Consider the following 17,410-nt stretch of genomic DNA (forward strand, 5'->3'; position numbering starts at 1 on the left):
AATCTATTTTTGAATATTTTGCTGATTTGTATTTCGTTTTTTTACGATGCTAGAAACAATCTCTTCATAATTCTCTAATTCTTTTTGAGAGTCTCGCTTTTTTAATTTTTCTAGATCTTCCGAAAGGCCTTTGTATAGGGAATAGCACATTACAATTAATATTAATGCAAAGGGTAGCCCTGTTACTATAGAGGCTGTTTGTAATGCCTGTAAACCACCTCCAACTAGCAATACAGCAGCCACAGTTCCTTCAGCAAGTGCCCAGAATACCCGCTGTCCTACAGGAGCATCTATCTTTCCTCCAGATGTTAAACTGTCTACCACTAAAGATCCTGAATCTGAAGACGTTACAAAAAATCCTGCTATAAGAATGATCGCAACTATGTTCAAAACAAATGAAAATGGATAATCTTCTATAAATACAAATAGGGCAGTGGCAACATTATCATTTACTGCATTTATAATAGTGTCATCTCCAAGTAATGCCATATGTAAAGACGTACTTCCAAAAGCAGAGATCCAGAAAAATGTTACTAATGAAGGTACAAGTAAAACTCCAAGAATAAATTCTTTTACCGTTCTTCCTTTAGAAATTCTAGCAATGAACATTCCTACAAAAGGCGACCAAGCAATCCACCATCCCCAATAAAAAACCGTCCAGTTATTCTGCCAAGAAGTCCCTGTGTAACTTTCTGTCCAACTAGCAATGTTCAGAAAGCTAGAAAAATAACTTCCGGTATTTTGAATAAAAGATTTAAAGATAAAAATGGTTGGTCCTAATACTACCACTAGGAGTAAGAATAGCACTGCAACACGCATATTCCATTCACTTAAGAATTTTACTCCCTTGTCTACACCTAACACTACAGAAATTGTAGCAATTAATGTAATTCCTGCTATTAATAGAATTTGAGTTTGTACGCCACTGTCTATATCAAATAGATGATTTAAACCTGCAGCTATTTGTTGAACCCCCATACCTAAAGAAGTTGCTAATCCAAACAGAGTAGCTAATACAGCAAAAATATCTATGGCATCTCCAATTTTTCCATAGATCTTATCTCCCAAAAATGGATAGAATACAGAACGAATAGTCAGTGGAAGTCCGCGGGAGTAGGTAAAATAAGCTAAAGATAATCCAACTAGTGCGTAGACAGCCCATGCATGAAACCCCCAGTGTAAAAACGTGAATTTCATAGCCTCTTTAGCTGCTTCGGCAGTTTCACCTTGGGCCATTGGCGGACTGAGGAAATGATATATGGGTTCTGAGATACTCCAAAATAATAATCCTATTCCCATTCCTGCGCTAAAAAGCATGGCAAACCAGGAAAGTGTTTTAAATTCTGGTTTTGCAGATTGTCCTCCAATTCTAATATTACCAAACTTGCTAAATGCCAGGTAAATCATAAATATCAAAAAGATGTTTACGCTTAGAATAAAGAACCATCCAGCCTTATTTGCAACAAAATCTTGAACTGAGGTAAAATATTGCTCTGCTCTTTCTTTATATAGTAGAGTTAAGGTGATAATTAAAATGATAATGATGGCAGAAGTAAAAAATACCGGACCATTCACTTCTAACCCGAATATGGACTTCCTTTCATCACTTCTTATAATTTTCTTAGCCATAAATTGTTGTGTTTTTTGTAATGTATGTTTATTTTCTGCGAATTAGTAAAATTAGTTTGGTAGAATTTTAAAAATAGTAACCTATGTTGATATTGAATCTCGCTTCCCATTTTCCATCTGGGTTTCCGGTGGAGAAATCATCTACAAAATTTCCACCCAGCCAAGAGTGATTATATCCCGCGGCATAGTCTACATACGTATATACATTACCTGCAGTAATCATAACTCCGGTAACATTGGTATATGAATCTTCAAAATCTGAAGCTTTCTTTTGCATGAACCCGAAATCATTATAGAATTGCAAACCCGATATAGGGCCAAAGGCTACTGGAACATTTCTTGAAATTCCAAAAGTATAAACATTAAAATCTGCGGCAACTTCATAAGGAATTCCGTAAGCGGCCATTAATACTATATCTCGGGATTCTCCAAGAGCATTCTTTGGTTGGTGCGCTGCAATAATAAATTGTGCTTTGGCGTTCCATTTTTCGGTAGTTAATTCATAATGGGCGGCAACAGCAGAATGGTCTCCTAAAGCTTCTGTGTCTAGATTGTAAAGTTTTCCATATTCGGCAGAGAGTCCAAGCCTACTCTCTACATGCTCCCCGAACTTATAGATAAACTTTCCATTGAATTGATTGATCTCTTTATTTCTACCTGCAATATCATAGGAATATCGATTGGGCGATATTTCAGTATTATTCCCAAATCTTAATTCTTCAGCATTTTTAAAGAAGGCAAGTTGATATTCAAATCTTTCTCCTGTATGAATATATTTTACTCCCATATCATAATCATCTTCCAAACCTGCATAATAGGCTATGTTTAGAAAAAAGTTGGAAGAATTATATCGTTGAATTCCAAATGGAACCTGAGTAAGCCCGAGATGAATTTGATCTTGATCATTAAAATTATAACCCATCCATCCTTGTTTTAAGAAACCACCTCCAAAACCTTCTGAGTAGAATCTATACTCTGCATTTAGGAAAATTCCTTTATAAGCAGCTTTTGCATTTATTCTGAACACATCAAAACCAAGATCTCCTCCGCGTTTTTTCTGTCCGTCTTTCCAGGATGATAAATTATAATTAAAACGAAGTGCACCGCCTAATTTTAATTGTAAACTGTCTTGTGCATTAGTCGGGAAAAAGCTGCATAGGGCTAGAAGCAGAATACAGAATTTTTTTGAAAATATAGATAGGGTAATGTTTTGTACCATGCAGTTAATTTTAATGTTAGCTAATCTTTGAGATCTGAGAGGGGATGTGCAATCTTCGCAATTTAAAATATCATAAAGTTTTTGAAGATAAATTTAAGAAAGCTATAACAAAATTATTGTCTAATGCATTGTTTTTTAGTGAATTGAGGTAATTTGTAATCTTTTTAGTTTATAAGATAATTAAATTTAAGGCATAAAAAAAGCCGACGCTATGTCCGGCTTTTGTTTTGCAAATGAAATTATTGAAATATTACTTTAAAGAATTTACTGTTTTTCTAATGGCTACCAGATTAGTTAATAATTTTTCTAAATATTGAAGATCTAGCATATTTGCGCCGTCACTTTTTGCATTTGCAGGATCAAAGTGAGTTTCTATAAATAAACCATCTACGTTGTTTACTATTCCAGCTCTCGCAATAGTTTCTATCATATCTGGTCTTCCACCAGTTACGCCACTGCTTTGATTTGGTTGTTGTAAAGAATGCGTAACATCTAATACTGTAGGTGCATATTGGCGCATGGTAGGAATACCTCTAAAATCTACTATCATATCCTGATATCCAAACATAGTACCTCTATCTGTGATCATAACTTGCTCATTATTGCAATCTGTAACCTTGGTAACAGCATGCTTCATGCTCTCCGGACTCATAAACTGACCTTTCTTTAGGTTTACCACCTTACCGGTTTCTGCTGCAGCCACAACTAGATCTGTTTGGCGTACTAAGAATGCAGGAATTTGTAATACATCTACATATTCTGCCGCAAGAGCAGCATCGCTTATTTCATGAATATCTGTTACTGTTGGAACTTTAAAAGTTTCAGAAACCTTTTTTAAGATTTTTAAGGCCTTTTCATCACCAATTCCGGTAAAACTATCTATGCGACTACGATTTGCTTTTTTAAAGGAGCCTTTAAAAATAAATGGGATCTCCAGTTTATCTGTAATAGAAAGGATCTTTTCTGCAATTCTTAAAGCCATTTCTTCCCCTTCAATAGCACATGGTCCTGCAAGTAGAAAAAAGTTGTTGGCATTAAGATGTTTTATCTGTGGAATCTTTTCAAGTTTCATATAAAGTATTTTAAGAACAAAGATAACAGAAATTAAAAGCGTTTACAATGCATATAAATACAGGTTTTCCTCCATGCCATTTTTAAGAGTGGGAAAATCTAATTGATTCTCCAGTAGTTTATATTAGTATTGATCTTATGTTTTTGATATTAAGGGTTTTGTTAGAAATGATGTATAGCTAGATTTTATACATTTTAGATTATGAAAGAATCATCCTTGAAACCTAAATTATGGTTATGGCGTTTTTCTAGTGCTGATTGTGGTGATCATAAGGTAGATTTTCATAAATCTGTTTCTGATGCCAGAATTAAGATAATGATTGAAGATTTAAAGAAGAAAACTAAAATGTATCGGAATATGTATGCCTTTATAATATTTAAGTTCAATAGTATCTAACAGCATATGATAAGATGTGATTATTCTATCCAATACCTAATTCTTTTGTATCTTTTTGCTAAGTGAATAATTATCTGTGAGTTATAGATTTGAAGGAGTTTCGAAATAAATGATAAAAACTTAAATTATATAGACCCTTGCTTATAGTAAATTTCATAAAATAAAACGTACCTTTGCAGCCTTAAAAATGAGGCGTTTATATGACAGCTATTAAAAACATTGCAATTATTGCACACGTTGACCACGGTAAAACTACCTTGGTTGATAAAATTATGTACCATTGCCAACTTTTCCGTGAAAACGAAAATACAGGTGATCTAATTTTAGATAATAACGATCTTGAGAGAGAACGAGGAATTACAATTACCTCTAAGAACGTTTCTGTAGTTTACAAAGACACAAAGATCAATATCATCGATACTCCTGGTCACGCCGATTTTGGTGGAGAGGTAGAGCGAGTGTTGAACATGGCAGACGGAGTTTTACTTTTAGTAGATGCTTTTGAGGGACCTATGCCTCAAACTCGTTTCGTATTACAAAAAGCGATCGACCTTGGTTTAAAACCATGTGTTGTTGTAAATAAAGTTGATAAAGAAAACTGTACTCCAGAAGAAGTTCATGAGAAGGTTTTTGACCTTATGTTCGAATTAGGAGCAGAAGAATGGCAACTAGATTTCCCAACCGTTTACGGTTCAGCTAAGAATAACTGGATGAGTGACGATTGGAGAAACCAAACTGAAAATATCGAACCATTATTAGATATGGTTCTAGAACATATTAAATCTCCAGTAATTGAAGAAGGAACAACTCAAATGTTGATCACTTCTTTAGACTTTTCATCTTTTACAGGACGAATTGCAATTGGAAGATTACAAAGAGGAAAATTAAAAGAAGGAATGCAGGTTTCTTTGGTGAAGCGTGATGGAAGCATCAAGAAAACCAAGATTAAGGAACTTCATACTTTTGAAGGTTTAGGAAGAAGAAAAATTGATGAAGTTCAAGCAGGTGATATCTGCGCGATCGTAGGTCTTGAAGGATTTGAAATTGGTGATACCGTTGCAGATCTTGAAAATCCAGAGGGGTTGAAGACTATCGCTATTGATGAGCCTACCATGAGTATGCTTTTCACAATTAACGATTCTCCTTTCTTTGGTCAGGATGGAAAATTTGTTACTTCTAGACATATTAGAGAGCGTTTAGCTAAAGAACTTGAAAAGAACCTTGCACTTAAAGTGGAAGCTACAGATAGTGCAGATAAATTCATGGTATTTGGTCGTGGTGTACTTCACTTATCTGTTCTTATTGAAACAATGAGAAGGGAAGGTTATGAAATTCAAATTGGACAACCACAGGTGATTATCAAGGAAATTGATGGTGTTAAATGTGAGCCGGTAGAAGAAATGACTATAGATCTTCCGGAAGTGGTTTCTGGGAAAGCTGTGGAAATGGTTTCTATGAGAAAAGGAGAGATGACGAGTATGGAAGCTAAAGGTGACCGTATGACTATCCAATTCATGATCCCATCTCGTGGAATTATTGGTTTAAGAAATAACTTACTTACTGCAACTGCAGGAGAAGCTATCATGTCTCACCGTTTTAAAGAATACCAACCATTAAAAGGTGGTATCCCAGAACGTCAGAATGGTTCTTTAGTTTCTATGGAAAGAGGTAAAGCGATTCCTTATTCTATAGATAAATTACAAGATAGAGGAAAGTTCTTCGTAGATCCGGGAGAAGATATTTATGAAGGTCAGGTTATTGGAGAGAATTCTCGTCAAGATGATATGGCTGTGAATATCACCAAAACTAAAAAAATGTCTAACGTACGTTCTTCTGGAGCAGATGATAAAGCGAAAATTGTTCCGGCAATTAAATTCTCTTTAGAAGAAGCTTTAGAATACATTCAGAAAGATGAGTATGTAGAGGTTACTCCTCACCATATTCGTTTACGTAAGATCTATCTTACCGAAAATGAACGTAAGAGAAATAAGATCAATTAATTCGATCCAATTACTATAAAAAAATCCCGATCTTTTCAGATCGGGATTTTTTGTTTTTTATAAAAAGTAAAGATTGTTTACTTAGATAGATTTTTGTACTACTTCAAAAACGCGTTCTCCATCACATTTTAATGTTTTTGATGGATATTTAAGCAATAATGCATAATCATGCGTGGCCATTAAAATGGTATTTCCGTTTTTGCTAATTTCTTGTAAAACTTCCATCACTTCCACAGAAGTTTGAGGATCTAAATTTCCGGTAGGCTCATCTGCTAGTATTAATTCAGGATCATTTAATAGCGCTCTTGCAATAGCAATACGTTGTTGCTCTCCACCAGAAAGTTGATAAGGAAATTTAAACCCTTTAGTTTTCATACCAACCTTATCTAGAACTTCATCTATCTTTCTGTCCATAGAAGCTTTGTCTTTCCAACCTGTAGCTTTAAGAACGAACATTAAATTCTCTCTGATATTTCTATCATTTAATAATTTAAAATCCTGAAATACCACTCCTAATTTTCTTCTTAGAAAAGGAATGTCCTTCTCTTTAAGTGTTCTAAGGTTGTAATCTACAATAGTTCCTTCACCTTCTGTTAAAGGGAGATCTCCATATAAGGTTTTCATGAAACTACTCTTTCCTGTACCGGTTTTACCAATAAGGTACACAAAGTCTCCTTTATTGATCTTTACATCAACTTCAGATAAAATAAGATTTTCTCGCTGGTAAATAGCAGCATTATTTAATTCTAGAACAGTTTGCGACATAAAAACAGGGTTTCAGATTTTAAGGTTAAAATTATGGGTAAATATACAGTTTTCCGAAGTTTTTAATAGTTCTTTTTATTAATGGTACACCAATTGATTTGGATGCCACTTTCCATGTTATATAATTATATTGAATAGTATGGATTTGCACTTTTTTTTACATTAACATAATTATCACAGTATACTTACGTTATAAAATGAGTGTTTAAATTATCTTTGATTCATCAACCTAAAAATTTTTTAATGACACAACGTAAAGCTTCTCTATTAGTTGTTTTTCTTCTTTCCATTACTTCCATTTTTGCTCAGCAAACAGCGATCTATACCAATAATCTGGTAGCATATAATCGTGCTTTGGAATTGTATAATAATAAGCAATATTTAGCCGCTCAAAATATCTTTGACGAGGTTAAAGATGAAACTGAAGATGAAAAAATAAAGTCTGATTGTGCTTACTACATTGCAAATGCAGCAGTAAGATTAGGGCAACCCGGTGCAGACGATCTTATGCAAGAATTTGTAGAAAGATATCCAACCAGTACCAAACGAAATTCTGCATTTTTGGATGTTGCAGATTATTATTTTGAAACAGGAAAATATTCTCTTGCCAGAAGATGGTATGATAAAGTAGAGGAGAAGGGAATGAATCGAAAAGATAAGGAGCGCTATAACTTTAATAATGGTTATGCTTACTTCCAGTCTAAGCAGTTTGACGAAGCTCAAACCTACCTACAAAGAGTGCGAGATTCTAAAGAGTATGGTGCTCAGGCAAAATATTATTTAGGATATATGGCTTATGAAGGAGATGATTATGAACAAGCCAATGATCTTTTTGAAGAAGTAAAGGGGAATGATAGATATTCTGAAAATCTTTCTTATTTCCAAAGTGACATGAATTTTAAACTTGGAAATTTTCAAAAGGCAGTAGATCTAGGATTAGAGCAACTGCCAACTGCCAATAGAAACGAGATTTCACAACTGAATAAGATAATTGGAGAAAGCTATTTCAACTTAGGAGAATATGAAAAAGCCATTCCATATTTAAAAGAATATAAAGGCCTTCAAGGTAAATGGACCAATACAGATTATTATCAACTTGGGTATGCTTACTATAAACAGGGAGATTTTGAAAGTGCTATTTCAGAATTTAATAAGATCATAGATGGTAATAACTCTATAGCTCAAAATGCATATTATCACTTAGCGCAGTCTTATTTAAATCTAGATCAAAAACAGCAAGCACTTAATGCATTTAAAAATGCAAGTGAGATGAATTTTGATGTTAAGATCCAGGAGGATGCCTTGCTGAATTATGCCAAGTTAAGTTATGAGATTGGAAATAGTTATGAGAGTCCGTCTCGAGTATTGCTTACTTATTTAGAAAAATATCCAAACTCTCCGGTAAAAGATCAGATAGAGACTTTATTGATAGACTCTTTTATAACTTCTAAAAATTATGAAGAAGCTATGAGTTTGTTAGAGAATAATAGAAACTTTACAGATAAGGTAGCCTATCAAAAAGTGGCTTATTACTACGGACTGGAACTTTACGAAAATGGAAAGTACGAAGAAGCAAGTAAGAATTTTGATAAGTCGCTTTCAGAAAGAAGAGATGCTGTAATCACAGCTAAAGCAACTTTTTGGAAGGCAGAATCAGATTTTAATCTAAATAGAATGAGAGAGGCCTTAGTGGGCTATAAGGAATTTGCAGGAATGAGCGGTGCTAAGGGAACTTCAGAAATGGAGAATATAGACTATAACATTGCATATAGCTATTTTAAGCAGAAAGAATATGATAGTGCTATAGATTACTTTAAGAGATTCTCTAATTCATCTGCTGCAGATAAGGCACGAAAAAATGATGCACTTACTAGATTGGGGGATACTTATTTTGTTACAAGTAAATATTGGCCTGCGATGGATGCTTACAATGCAGCTTTAGAAATGAATGTTGGAAATCAGGACTACGCTGCTTACCAAAAAGCAATTAGCTACGGATTTGTTAATAGAAATGATAGTAAAATTCAGGATCTAAGCGGATTTATGAATAAATACCCTCGCTCTTCTTACCGTGATGATGCTTTGTATGAATTGGGAAATACCTACGTAGCTATGGAAAATACTTCTCAGGCTATAGAAGCTTATAATAGATTGATAAGAGATGTACCTGGAAGTGCATTTGTTCCGCAAGCGATGCTAAAGCAAGGTTTAATCTATTATAATTCAGACCAGTCTAACAAAGCATTAGAAAGATTTAAAAAAGTGGTAGCAGATTTTCCTAATACTCCAGAGTCTATGCAGGCGGTTTCTACAGCGAGATTGATCTATATCGATCTTGGTAGAACAGATGAATATGCAAACTGGGTTAAGAATGTAGATTTTGTTGAAGTTTCTGATGCAGATCTAGATAACACCACCTATGAAGCAGCAGAAAAACAATATCTAAATAATAATACGGCAGCAGCTAAAACAGGTTTTGAGAAGTATTTGGCAAGTTTCCCAAATGGATTGAACTCTCTTAAAAGTAGTTTCTATTTAGGACAGCTTTATTTTAGAGATGATCAAAAAGAGAAAGCAGTAGCTAGATATAAATTTGTTGTTGATAAGCCAAGAAGTGAATTCTCTGAGCAGGCTTTAGCAAAACTATCCCAGATCTATTTAGAAAAGAGAGATTATAAGCAAGCTTTACCATTGCTAAAAAGATTGGAAAGTGAAGCAGATTTTGCTCAAAATGAGATCTATGCTAAGTCTAATCTGATGAAATCTTATTATGAATTGAAAGATTTCAATTTAGCAGTTACGTATGCAGAAAAGGTGTTGGCAAATACTACAGTAGAGAATAACGTGAAAAGTGATGCTCACGTAATTATTGCACGTTCTGCTATGCAAACAGGTAATGAGAATAAAGCTAAAGCAGCCTATTCAGAGGTGATAAAAATAGCATCTGGAGAATTAGCGGCAGAGGCTTTATACTATGACGCTTACTTTAAGAACAAAGATGGGAACTTTAAAGCATCTAATGAGTCTGTACAGAAATTAGCCAAAGATTATTCCGGATATAAGTTCTATGGAGCTAAAGGTTTGGTGGTAATGGCCAAGAACTTTTATGCCTTAAAAGATTCTTACCAGGCTACGTTTATCTTAGATAATGTTATTAAGAATTTCAAGGATTATCCTGAGGTTGTTAAGGAAGCTCAGACAGAACTTAATAGAATTAAGATGGCAGAGTCTAAGACGAATGCATCTGTAGAAACAAAAAATTAATAACAGTTGAAACTAACAAATAAGAAAATCTCTATGCAAATTCTTTCATATAAAAGAAGCCTGATTTTACTTTCAATTTTATGTAGCGGCGCATTATTTGCCCAAGATAAACCTCTAGGAAGTGAGACCGTTATTGTAGTAAAGCCATATACTCCATCTGTAAATGATGCTTTTAAAATTAAAGAAACTCCTAAACAGGGAGATTCTGTTAAACTGGATAAAAAGCCTGTAAAATATAGTATTTTCTCTGTGCCTGTTGCTTCTACATTTACACCTTCTAAAGGACGAGCAACACAGGTAGAGAAAGCAAAAAGAATAAAGTTGTTCGATAACTATGTAACCCTAGGGTTTGGAACTTATTCTAATGCTTTAGCAGAATTTTATACCAATTTTGAAGTTAGCAGAAGTGATAACTTCGGAATCTTTCTAACGCATAATTCTTCCCAAGGAGGAATTGAAGATGTAGTGTTGGAAGATAATTTTTACAATACAAATTTAAATTTGAACTATAATTCTAGAAATAGAAAAAGCTCATGGACTACAGAACTAGACCTAAAACATCAATTATTTAATTGGTACGGAGTTCCAGAAACTTTGGGACTTTCAAATAATCTTATTAGAGGTATAGATGCACAGCAAAATTATTATGCTGCAGGTGTTGGAGGAGAGTTACAATTGTATGATTCGTTCTTTAAGAAGGGGAGTGCTAATTACAGATATTTTGGGGACGACTTTAGTTCTACAGAACATAATTTTAAAGCAGATGCAAATTTTGAATTGAATATTGCAGATGAATTAATAAATACTAAGATCTCTGCAGATGTTTTAAATGGAAGTTTTCAAAATGGGTATCAAGATTTAAATTCAAAAGATTATACATGGATGAACTTTGGGGTTACTCCTAGTTTGGTAATCTTAAGAGATGATCTTACCTTAAATTTGGGAGCGTCTTTTGTTTATGGGCTTGATGCAGAGAATAGTGATAATAGCGTATATATATATCCGCAAGTAACCGCTAGTTATAGAGTATATGGAGATATGTTTATTGCTTACGCAGGTTTAGAAGGTGGACTAAATCAAAATACCTACTATAATTTTGCTCAGGAAAACCCTTACGTCTCCCCAACACTAGATATTAGACCTACAGATAGACCTTATGATGGTTACGTTGGTGCTAAAGGAAAACTCACAAATAGCATTTCCTATAATCTTCGTGGAGGGTATATGTCTGAGATCAATAGAGCTCTTTACCGTAATAATTATGAATTCACTACTAATAAAGAGGGATATACTAATGGAAACTCTTTTGGAGTAGTGTATGATGATCTAAAAACGCTTTCTGGTTTTGGAGAAATTAGTGTAGATGTAAATTCTAGTTTTAAATTAGGGTTGAATGCTACTTACTTTAGTTATAATGGAGAATTTGAGGCAGAAGCATGGAATTTACCAGATTATAAAGCGTCCATTTTAGCCGACTATCAAATTACCAAGAAATGGTTTGCCGGTGCTAATATGTTCTTTGTAGGGGAAAGAAAAGATAGAGAAATTTATTTCGCTCCTGCAGATGGAAATAATTTTAGAACCGTTACTCTAGATCCTTATGTAGATCTTAATGCTAATCTAGGATATAGATTTAATGATCAACTGTCAATATTCGCCAAAGGGAATAATTTGCTTGGAGACAATTATAACAAATGGTCTAACTTTCCTGTGCAGGGAATACAAGTGATGGCAGGCGCAACGTATAAGTTTGATTGGAATTAAACTAAGATAATTCGTTATAAAAGGCTACCTATTTCAGGTAGCCTTTTTTTATGCTTAAATCTTAAGTTGCTTAAGATTTTAAATATTAGATTTTGCATCTAAATCGCTTTAAATAAATTTTAATTATTTTGCTTTCAGGTTATTATACCTTGAAATCTCCAATGTTTTCTTAACAATAAAACAACATGCAAAACAATTATTTAATGTTGAATATGGTTTAATATTGCAAATTGAATTTAATTATAGAATTGTAAATTTTATTTTAACCCAATACTCTTTATAACTTAGTAAATGGCAAAATTTAAACGCAGTGACAGGTCTAAACCCTATCTTAATATTCTGGACTTTATGGTTCAGGAAAAGACCTTTCTAGCAATTGTTATAGTTGGAATTGTTCTTGCCGGTATATTCACCGGGAACAGCCAGGCAGCAATGTGGTTAGGGTTTTTCTTCGCAGCATATGCTACTGTAGCCAATGATAGTATTCAATCATTAGGAACTTTTATTGAGAGTAATAAGAATCAAAGATGGTGGGTTCTATGGCTCTATATAGGAGGTATATTTTTGGTAACCGTAGCCTGGAGTTGGTATTATTTTGACGGCGATGTAACGTACCAAAGATTGCTCAAAGCAGATGGATCTACAAATTATCCGCATCCACAAAACTTTAGTTTCTTTCAGATAATAGCTCCTTTGGTGTTATTAATCTTAACCAGATTGAGAATGCCGGTATCTACTACCTTCTTAATATTAAGTGTATTTAGCGCAGATACTTCTGGTATTACATCTGTAATTTGGAAGAGTTGGACGGGTTATATTTTAGCCTTTATTCTCTCCTTTTTAGTGTGGTATCTTTCATACAATGTAATTAGAAAGTTCTTTAAAAGTAGAAAATTTCATAATAGCTGGACGGTTGTTCAATGGTTAGTAAGTGGTACCTTATGGGGGGTTTGGGTAATGCAAGATGGAGCTAACATAGCCGTATTCTTACCAAGGCAGCAAACCTTATTTCAATTTATAATCTTTGCATTAGTGATATTTTTAGGTCTTGGATTATTGTTCTATCTAAGAGGAGATAAAATTCAAAAAGTTGTAAGCGATAAAACTAGAATCTCAGATATTCGTGCAGCCACACTGGTAGATCTAACCTATGTGATACTGCTTATATATAAATTATTTATTAGTACCGTTCCTATGAGTACAACTTGGGTATTCCTGGGGATAATAGGAGGTAGAGAAATTGCAATAAGTTTGGCTAGGAATAAGAAAGGTAAGAAACATCGTAAAAAAGCCGGTACGATGATCTTTAAAGATTTTTCGTATGCTATGATAGGGCTGGTGGTTTCTATTGCGCTAGCTGCAGCAGCCAATCCAAGTATTCGAAATGCCATTATAGATGCGGTTGGGTTCTAGATAAGCTCGCTAATAATAAATTATTATCAAATGCGTCTGTGTGTTACAGGCGCATTTTCTATTTTTATAAAAATTTAAAACTTATGTTTAAAAAAATACTACCGATCCTTGGTTTATCCTTGCTGATATTTTCATGTGATTCTTCTAAAAAAACAACCGCAGATCTTTTAGTTTTTAATGCTGATGTATATACCGTAGATTCTTCATTTAGCGCTGCCGAAGCCTTTGCTGTTAAAGACGGGAAGTTCTTAGAAATAGGGTCTGCTGAAAGCTTAAAGGATAAATATGATTTTAAGCAAGAGCTTAATGTAAATGGAAAAGCAGTTTTCCCCGGTTTTATAGATGCCCATACCCATTTTTATAGATTGGGACTACAACAACAAAAAGTAGATCTTACAGGGACTAAGAGCTTCTCTGAAGTGGTACAGAAAATTGTAGATTTTCAGAAAGAAAGAAATTTAGATTTCATTACCGGAAGAGGCTGGGATCAAAACGATTGGGATATCAAAGAATTTCCAACTAAAGATACCTTAGATATTTTATTTCCTGATACTCCAATTGCGATAACAAGAATAGATGGGCATGCCTTACTTGCTAATCAGGCAGCCTTAGATAAAGCTAATATTACTGCTTCTACAAAAACATCTGGTGGTGAGATAGAGGTGAAAGATGGAAAGCTAACAGGAATACTTATAGATAATCCTATGGATTTGGTTCAGAAGGCACAGCTAGAACCAACTACCCAAGAAAATATTGCCGCTTTATTAGAAGCTCAAAAGATCTGCTTTAGTTATGGTCTTACCACCGTAGACGATGCAGGATTAGATAGAAGCACAATAGAACTTATAGATAGTTTGCAGCAGGCAGGAACTCTTAAAATGAGAGTTTATGCAATGATCTCTAATACTCCAGAAAATCTAGATTACTACTTAGATAAAGATCCTTTAAAAACGGATAGATTAAACGTTAGATCTGTTAAATTCTATGGAGATGGAGCTTTAGGATCTCGAGGAGCCGCGTTAAAAAAAGAATATTCAGATAAGCATGAACATTTTGGAGCTCTCCTTTCTCCAGTTAAAGACTTTAAAGAAACAGCAATTAGGATTGCTAACTCAAAATTTCAAATGAATACTCATGCAATTGGAGATTCTGCAAATGGTTTGGTGTTAAAAACCTACGATTCACTTCTAAAATCAGATCCCAACAGGAGATGGAGAGTAGAACATGCTCAGGTAATAGACTCTGTAGATTTTAAATATTTTAGCAAGAATATCATTCCTTCTGTGCAACCTACACATGCTACCAGTGATATGTATTGGGCAGAAGATAGACTTGGAGCCAAAAGAATTAAGGGAGCGTATGCCTTTAAAAAGTTATTAGACGTGGCGGGAATAGTATCACTAGGAACAGATTTCCCTGTAGAAGAAGTTAGTCCATTCTATACATTTTATGCTGCAGTTGCTAGAAAAGATCTTCAGCAATATCCAGAAGGCGGTTATAGAGTAGAAGAAGCGCTATCTAGAGAACAAACCTTGAGAGGTATGACAATCTGGGCAGCTTATAGCAATTTTGAAGAAGATGAAAAAGGGAGTATAGAAGCAGGTAAATTTGCAGACTTCGTTATTTTGGATAAAGATATTATGAAAGTGAACGAGGATGAAATTCCTAATATTGAAGTGTTGCAGACTTATATAAATGGTGAAAAAGTCTACTAATAATTAAGTTGAAATAAAAAAGGGTTCCTAAATCAGGAACCCCTTTTTTATTTCAATTTATTTACCTCCATTAGCTATTAGATCTTGTGCACAAAGATCTTCTAGTCTAGGGATATTATTGCCGTCAATAAAATCTGTTAAGCTACCACCAAATTGGGCATTAGCACTCATTAAACATCCGGCTATATTACAATGTGCTGGGTTGTTACTGTCTTCATGCGCAACCTGCATCGGACTTCCCTTATCTACTAAACCGAATAAATGTCCAAATTCATGATTGAAAGTAGTGCTTTCTACACTGGTTTTATCTGGAGCATTTGTTCTGTCTGATATGTTTTGTACTGTTTTTCCGAAGATCACTAAAGAGGTATTTCTAAAGGCAGAACCTAGTACCACTTTATTATTATCATCTCCCTCTTTACTTCCATCTGCGATGTAAACAAATACGGAAATTTCATCTCCGGTAGTATATACAATTCTATTTTCAGATTCTATCGCTGCGATCTCTTCTATAGAAAAAGGGGCTTTTCCAGAAGAAGCAATAGCTCTAGTAGTTATATTAATACCATCTGGCTTATGGGTTCTTCGAGATAAAAATTCTTTAAGGTTTGCTAGTGTCCCCGAAGTTGGAGCATAGCCAGTAACATAAACAATTTCTACATTTATAGAGGTGTATTTAACATCGCTTAGAAGATCATTCGCAGAGCTTCCAAGAGCTTTTAAATTTGCGCTTTTATCTATTTTTGGAACACCATTAGAATTGGTGCCGGGATCATCTTTAGAACAACCAATTAAAAATAAAAATAGAAGGGCTATGGAAAATATTCTTTGGAACTTCATTTTAGAACTTTTGAATAATCAATTTTAAAACTATAAATATAAAGATATCTAAGCAAATAGGTGAAATTCTCAGGCAAATAAGGGTTATAGTACTTTAAGCTTCGCCAGATAATCATAATGATCTCCTTTTTTGATTAATTCACAACTAAAGCCATTCTTGTTTGCTGCTAATTCTAAGGAGGGAAAATCTAAATATAACCAGTTAAACTTATCAGAAGTTTCGCCTTTATAGCTTATGCTAAACTCTAACTCTCCATAGTAACCTTGATCGGGGTCTACCCATATTCCGCCATCTTCATCAGGATCTAATAAATAACTGAGGTCTGAAGAATCAATTAATAGCTGTCCGTTTGTAGTCATTAAGCTTTTGGTATGCTCAAAGAATCTATCTAGATTAGAAAGTTTTTCAATTATGCCGGTACCGTTCATCATAAAAAGCAGCGTGTCATATTTCTCAGCTTTCCAATCAAAATAATCCTGCACTTTTACATTTTTGCATCCTCTTAATTTACAAATTTCTATTGCACCTTTAGAAATATCTATGCCAGTTACATCCAAGTCTTTTTGCTGCTGAAGATAGAGGGTATGGCTACCAGCTCCGCATCCAACATCAAGTACTTTTCCATAAGATTTATTAAGTGCTTCCTTCTCTAATGCAGGCATCTCTTCGTAATTCCTAAATAGAACCGATACCGGAATAATATCATCATCAAAATCTGGGGAATGCACAATGATATCAGTTTCGTCCTGATAGTGATAATAGGCAAAAATTGCCTTTCCAAACACGTCTATATCTTGCTTATTTTTGTCTTGCATCTTCATATCTTTGTTTCATGGATGAAATTTTAAAAGATCTCCCCCAAAAGGCCAAAGATAAGCATAAGGAAAATAAAAAGTTCTTTACCAAACTTCGTAAAAAGCCACCAAAAAATCTAGATTCTCAAATGCAGGAAATGCATGAAGAAGAATTTGAACGTACAGATTGCTTAACCTGTGCAAATTGCTGTAAAACTACCGGACCTTTATTTACAAATAAAGATATTGAGCGTATTGCCAAGCATTTTAGGCAGAAACCATCACAGTTCATAGAAACGTATTTAAGAGTAGATGAGGATAATGATCATGTGTTGCAACAAGTACCTTGTACTTTTTTAGGAACAGATAATTATTGTTCTATATATGATGTTAGACCTAAAGCTTGCAGAGAATATCCTCATACAGATAGAAAAGACTTCCATAAGATATCCAATATTAATATAAAGAATACATTTATCTGTCCTGCTGCTTATAATATCGTAGAAGAAATGAAAAAGCGAATAAAAGTGTAAAAATG

Annotated in this window: 13 protein-coding genes; 7 read left to right on the top strand and 6 right to left on the bottom strand. The window is 34.1% G+C overall.

The features are described from left to right. Positions 1–3: 3 nt before the first annotated feature. The 3 genes from P163_RS10430 to kdsA all read right to left on the bottom strand — a co-directional run bounded on the left by P163_RS10430 (position 4) and on the right by kdsA (position 3,920). Positions 4–1,629 (bottom strand): BCCT family transporter, encoded by a 1,626-nt coding sequence (locus tag P163_RS10430; protein WP_034890630.1) that lies wholly within the window; start codon positions 1,627–1,629, stop codon positions 4–6. Between the two features lie 67 nt (positions 1,630–1,696). Continuing rightward, positions 1,697–2,848, bottom strand: coding sequence for a hypothetical protein (locus tag P163_RS10435; protein WP_034890633.1), 1,152 nt, complete (start codon positions 2,846–2,848; stop codon positions 1,697–1,699). Positions 2,849–3,098: 250 nt separating this feature from the next. After that, positions 3,099–3,920, bottom strand: a complete 822-nt coding sequence (kdsA, locus tag P163_RS10440; protein ID WP_034890637.1) for a 3-deoxy-8-phosphooctulonate synthase — start codon at positions 3,918–3,920, stop codon at positions 3,099–3,101. Between the two features lie 201 nt (positions 3,921–4,121). Here kdsA and P163_RS10445 point away from each other — a divergent pair, with 201 nt between their 5' ends. Continuing rightward, a complete protein-coding gene (locus tag P163_RS10445; RefSeq protein ID WP_034890640.1) occupies positions 4,122–4,316 on the top strand; it encodes a hypothetical protein in 195 nt (64 codons plus the stop codon). A gap of 200 nt (positions 4,317–4,516) precedes the next feature. Then, positions 4,517–6,316, top strand: a complete 1,800-nt coding sequence (gene typA, locus P163_RS10450; protein ID WP_034890643.1) for a translational GTPase TypA — start codon at positions 4,517–4,519, stop codon at positions 6,314–6,316. Between the two features lie 81 nt (positions 6,317–6,397). Here typA and P163_RS10455 read toward each other — a convergent pair whose 3' ends face one another. After that, the gene (locus tag P163_RS10455; RefSeq protein WP_034890646.1) at positions 6,398–7,081 is read right to left on the bottom strand and encodes a cell division ATP-binding protein FtsE; all 684 of its coding nucleotides are present in this window, start codon (positions 7,079–7,081) and stop codon (positions 6,398–6,400) included. A gap of 243 nt (positions 7,082–7,324) precedes the next feature. Between P163_RS10455 and P163_RS10460 the strand changes: the two genes are divergently transcribed. The 4 genes from P163_RS10460 to P163_RS10475 all read left to right on the top strand — a co-directional run bounded on the left by P163_RS10460 (position 7,325) and on the right by P163_RS10475 (position 15,237). Continuing rightward, positions 7,325–10,345: a tetratricopeptide repeat protein gene (locus P163_RS10460; RefSeq protein ID WP_034890649.1), complete on the top strand. Its 3,021-nt coding sequence runs from the start codon at positions 7,325–7,327 to the stop codon at positions 10,343–10,345. A gap of 6 nt (positions 10,346–10,351) precedes the next feature. Further along, a complete protein-coding gene (locus tag P163_RS10465; RefSeq protein WP_316930072.1) occupies positions 10,352–12,109 on the top strand; it encodes a TonB-dependent receptor in 1,758 nt (585 codons plus the stop codon). Positions 12,110–12,400: 291 nt separating this feature from the next. Continuing rightward, positions 12,401–13,522, top strand: coding sequence for a hypothetical protein (locus P163_RS10470; protein WP_034890655.1), 1,122 nt, complete (start codon positions 12,401–12,403; stop codon positions 13,520–13,522). An 83-nt stretch (positions 13,523–13,605) separates the two neighbouring features. Next, positions 13,606–15,237, top strand: coding sequence for an amidohydrolase (locus P163_RS10475; RefSeq protein WP_034890658.1), 1,632 nt, complete (start codon positions 13,606–13,608; stop codon positions 15,235–15,237). Between the two features lie 57 nt (positions 15,238–15,294). On the opposite strand, the gene P163_RS10480 is transcribed toward P163_RS10475, so the two are convergent. Beyond that, positions 15,295–16,077, bottom strand: a complete 783-nt coding sequence (locus P163_RS10480; RefSeq protein WP_034890661.1) for a hypothetical protein — start codon at positions 16,075–16,077, stop codon at positions 15,295–15,297. An 84-nt stretch (positions 16,078–16,161) separates the two neighbouring features. After that, positions 16,162–16,899 (bottom strand): class I SAM-dependent methyltransferase, encoded by a 738-nt coding sequence (locus tag P163_RS10485; RefSeq protein ID WP_034890664.1) that lies wholly within the window; start codon positions 16,897–16,899, stop codon positions 16,162–16,164. Positions 16,900–16,910: 11 nt separating this feature from the next. Here P163_RS10485 and P163_RS10490 point away from each other — a divergent pair, with 11 nt between their 5' ends. Further along, on the top strand, positions 16,911–17,405 hold the full coding sequence (locus tag P163_RS10490; RefSeq protein ID WP_034890667.1) for a YkgJ family cysteine cluster protein: 495 nt from the start codon (positions 16,911–16,913) through the stop codon (positions 17,403–17,405). Positions 17,406–17,410: the final 5 nt, after the last annotated feature.

This window comes from Gillisia sp. Hel_I_29 (assembly GCF_000744275.1).
Taxonomy (GTDB): domain Bacteria; phylum Bacteroidota; class Bacteroidia; order Flavobacteriales; family Flavobacteriaceae; genus Gillisia.

Bases quoted from the DNA above. Each gene is read 5' to 3' on its own strand.
- P163_RS10430 (WP_034890630.1), bottom strand. From the start codon at position 1,629: ATGGCTAAGAAAATTATAAGAAGTGATGAAAGGAAGTCCATATTCGGG.
- P163_RS10435 (WP_034890633.1), bottom strand. From the start codon at position 2,848: ATGGTACAAAACATTACCCTATCTATATTTTCAAAAAAATTCTGTATT.
- kdsA (WP_034890637.1), bottom strand. From the start codon at position 3,920: ATGAAACTTGAAAAGATTCCACAGATAAAACATCTTAATGCCAACAAC.
- P163_RS10445 (WP_034890640.1), top strand. From the start codon at position 4,122: ATGAAAGAATCATCCTTGAAACCTAAATTATGGTTATGGCGTTTTTCT.
- typA (WP_034890643.1), top strand. From the start codon at position 4,517: ATGACAGCTATTAAAAACATTGCAATTATTGCACACGTTGACCACGGT.
- P163_RS10455 (WP_034890646.1), bottom strand. From the start codon at position 7,081: ATGTCGCAAACTGTTCTAGAATTAAATAATGCTGCTATTTACCAGCGA.
- P163_RS10460 (WP_034890649.1), top strand. From the start codon at position 7,325: ATGACACAACGTAAAGCTTCTCTATTAGTTGTTTTTCTTCTTTCCATT.
- P163_RS10470 (WP_034890655.1), top strand. From the start codon at position 12,401: ATGGCAAAATTTAAACGCAGTGACAGGTCTAAACCCTATCTTAATATT.
- P163_RS10475 (WP_034890658.1), top strand. From the start codon at position 13,606: ATGTTTAAAAAAATACTACCGATCCTTGGTTTATCCTTGCTGATATTT.
- P163_RS10480 (WP_034890661.1), bottom strand. From the start codon at position 16,077: ATGAAGTTCCAAAGAATATTTTCCATAGCCCTTCTATTTTTATTTTTA.
- P163_RS10485 (WP_034890664.1), bottom strand. From the start codon at position 16,899: ATGAAGATGCAAGACAAAAATAAGCAAGATATAGACGTGTTTGGAAAG.
- P163_RS10490 (WP_034890667.1), top strand. From the start codon at position 16,911: ATGGATGAAATTTTAAAAGATCTCCCCCAAAAGGCCAAAGATAAGCAT.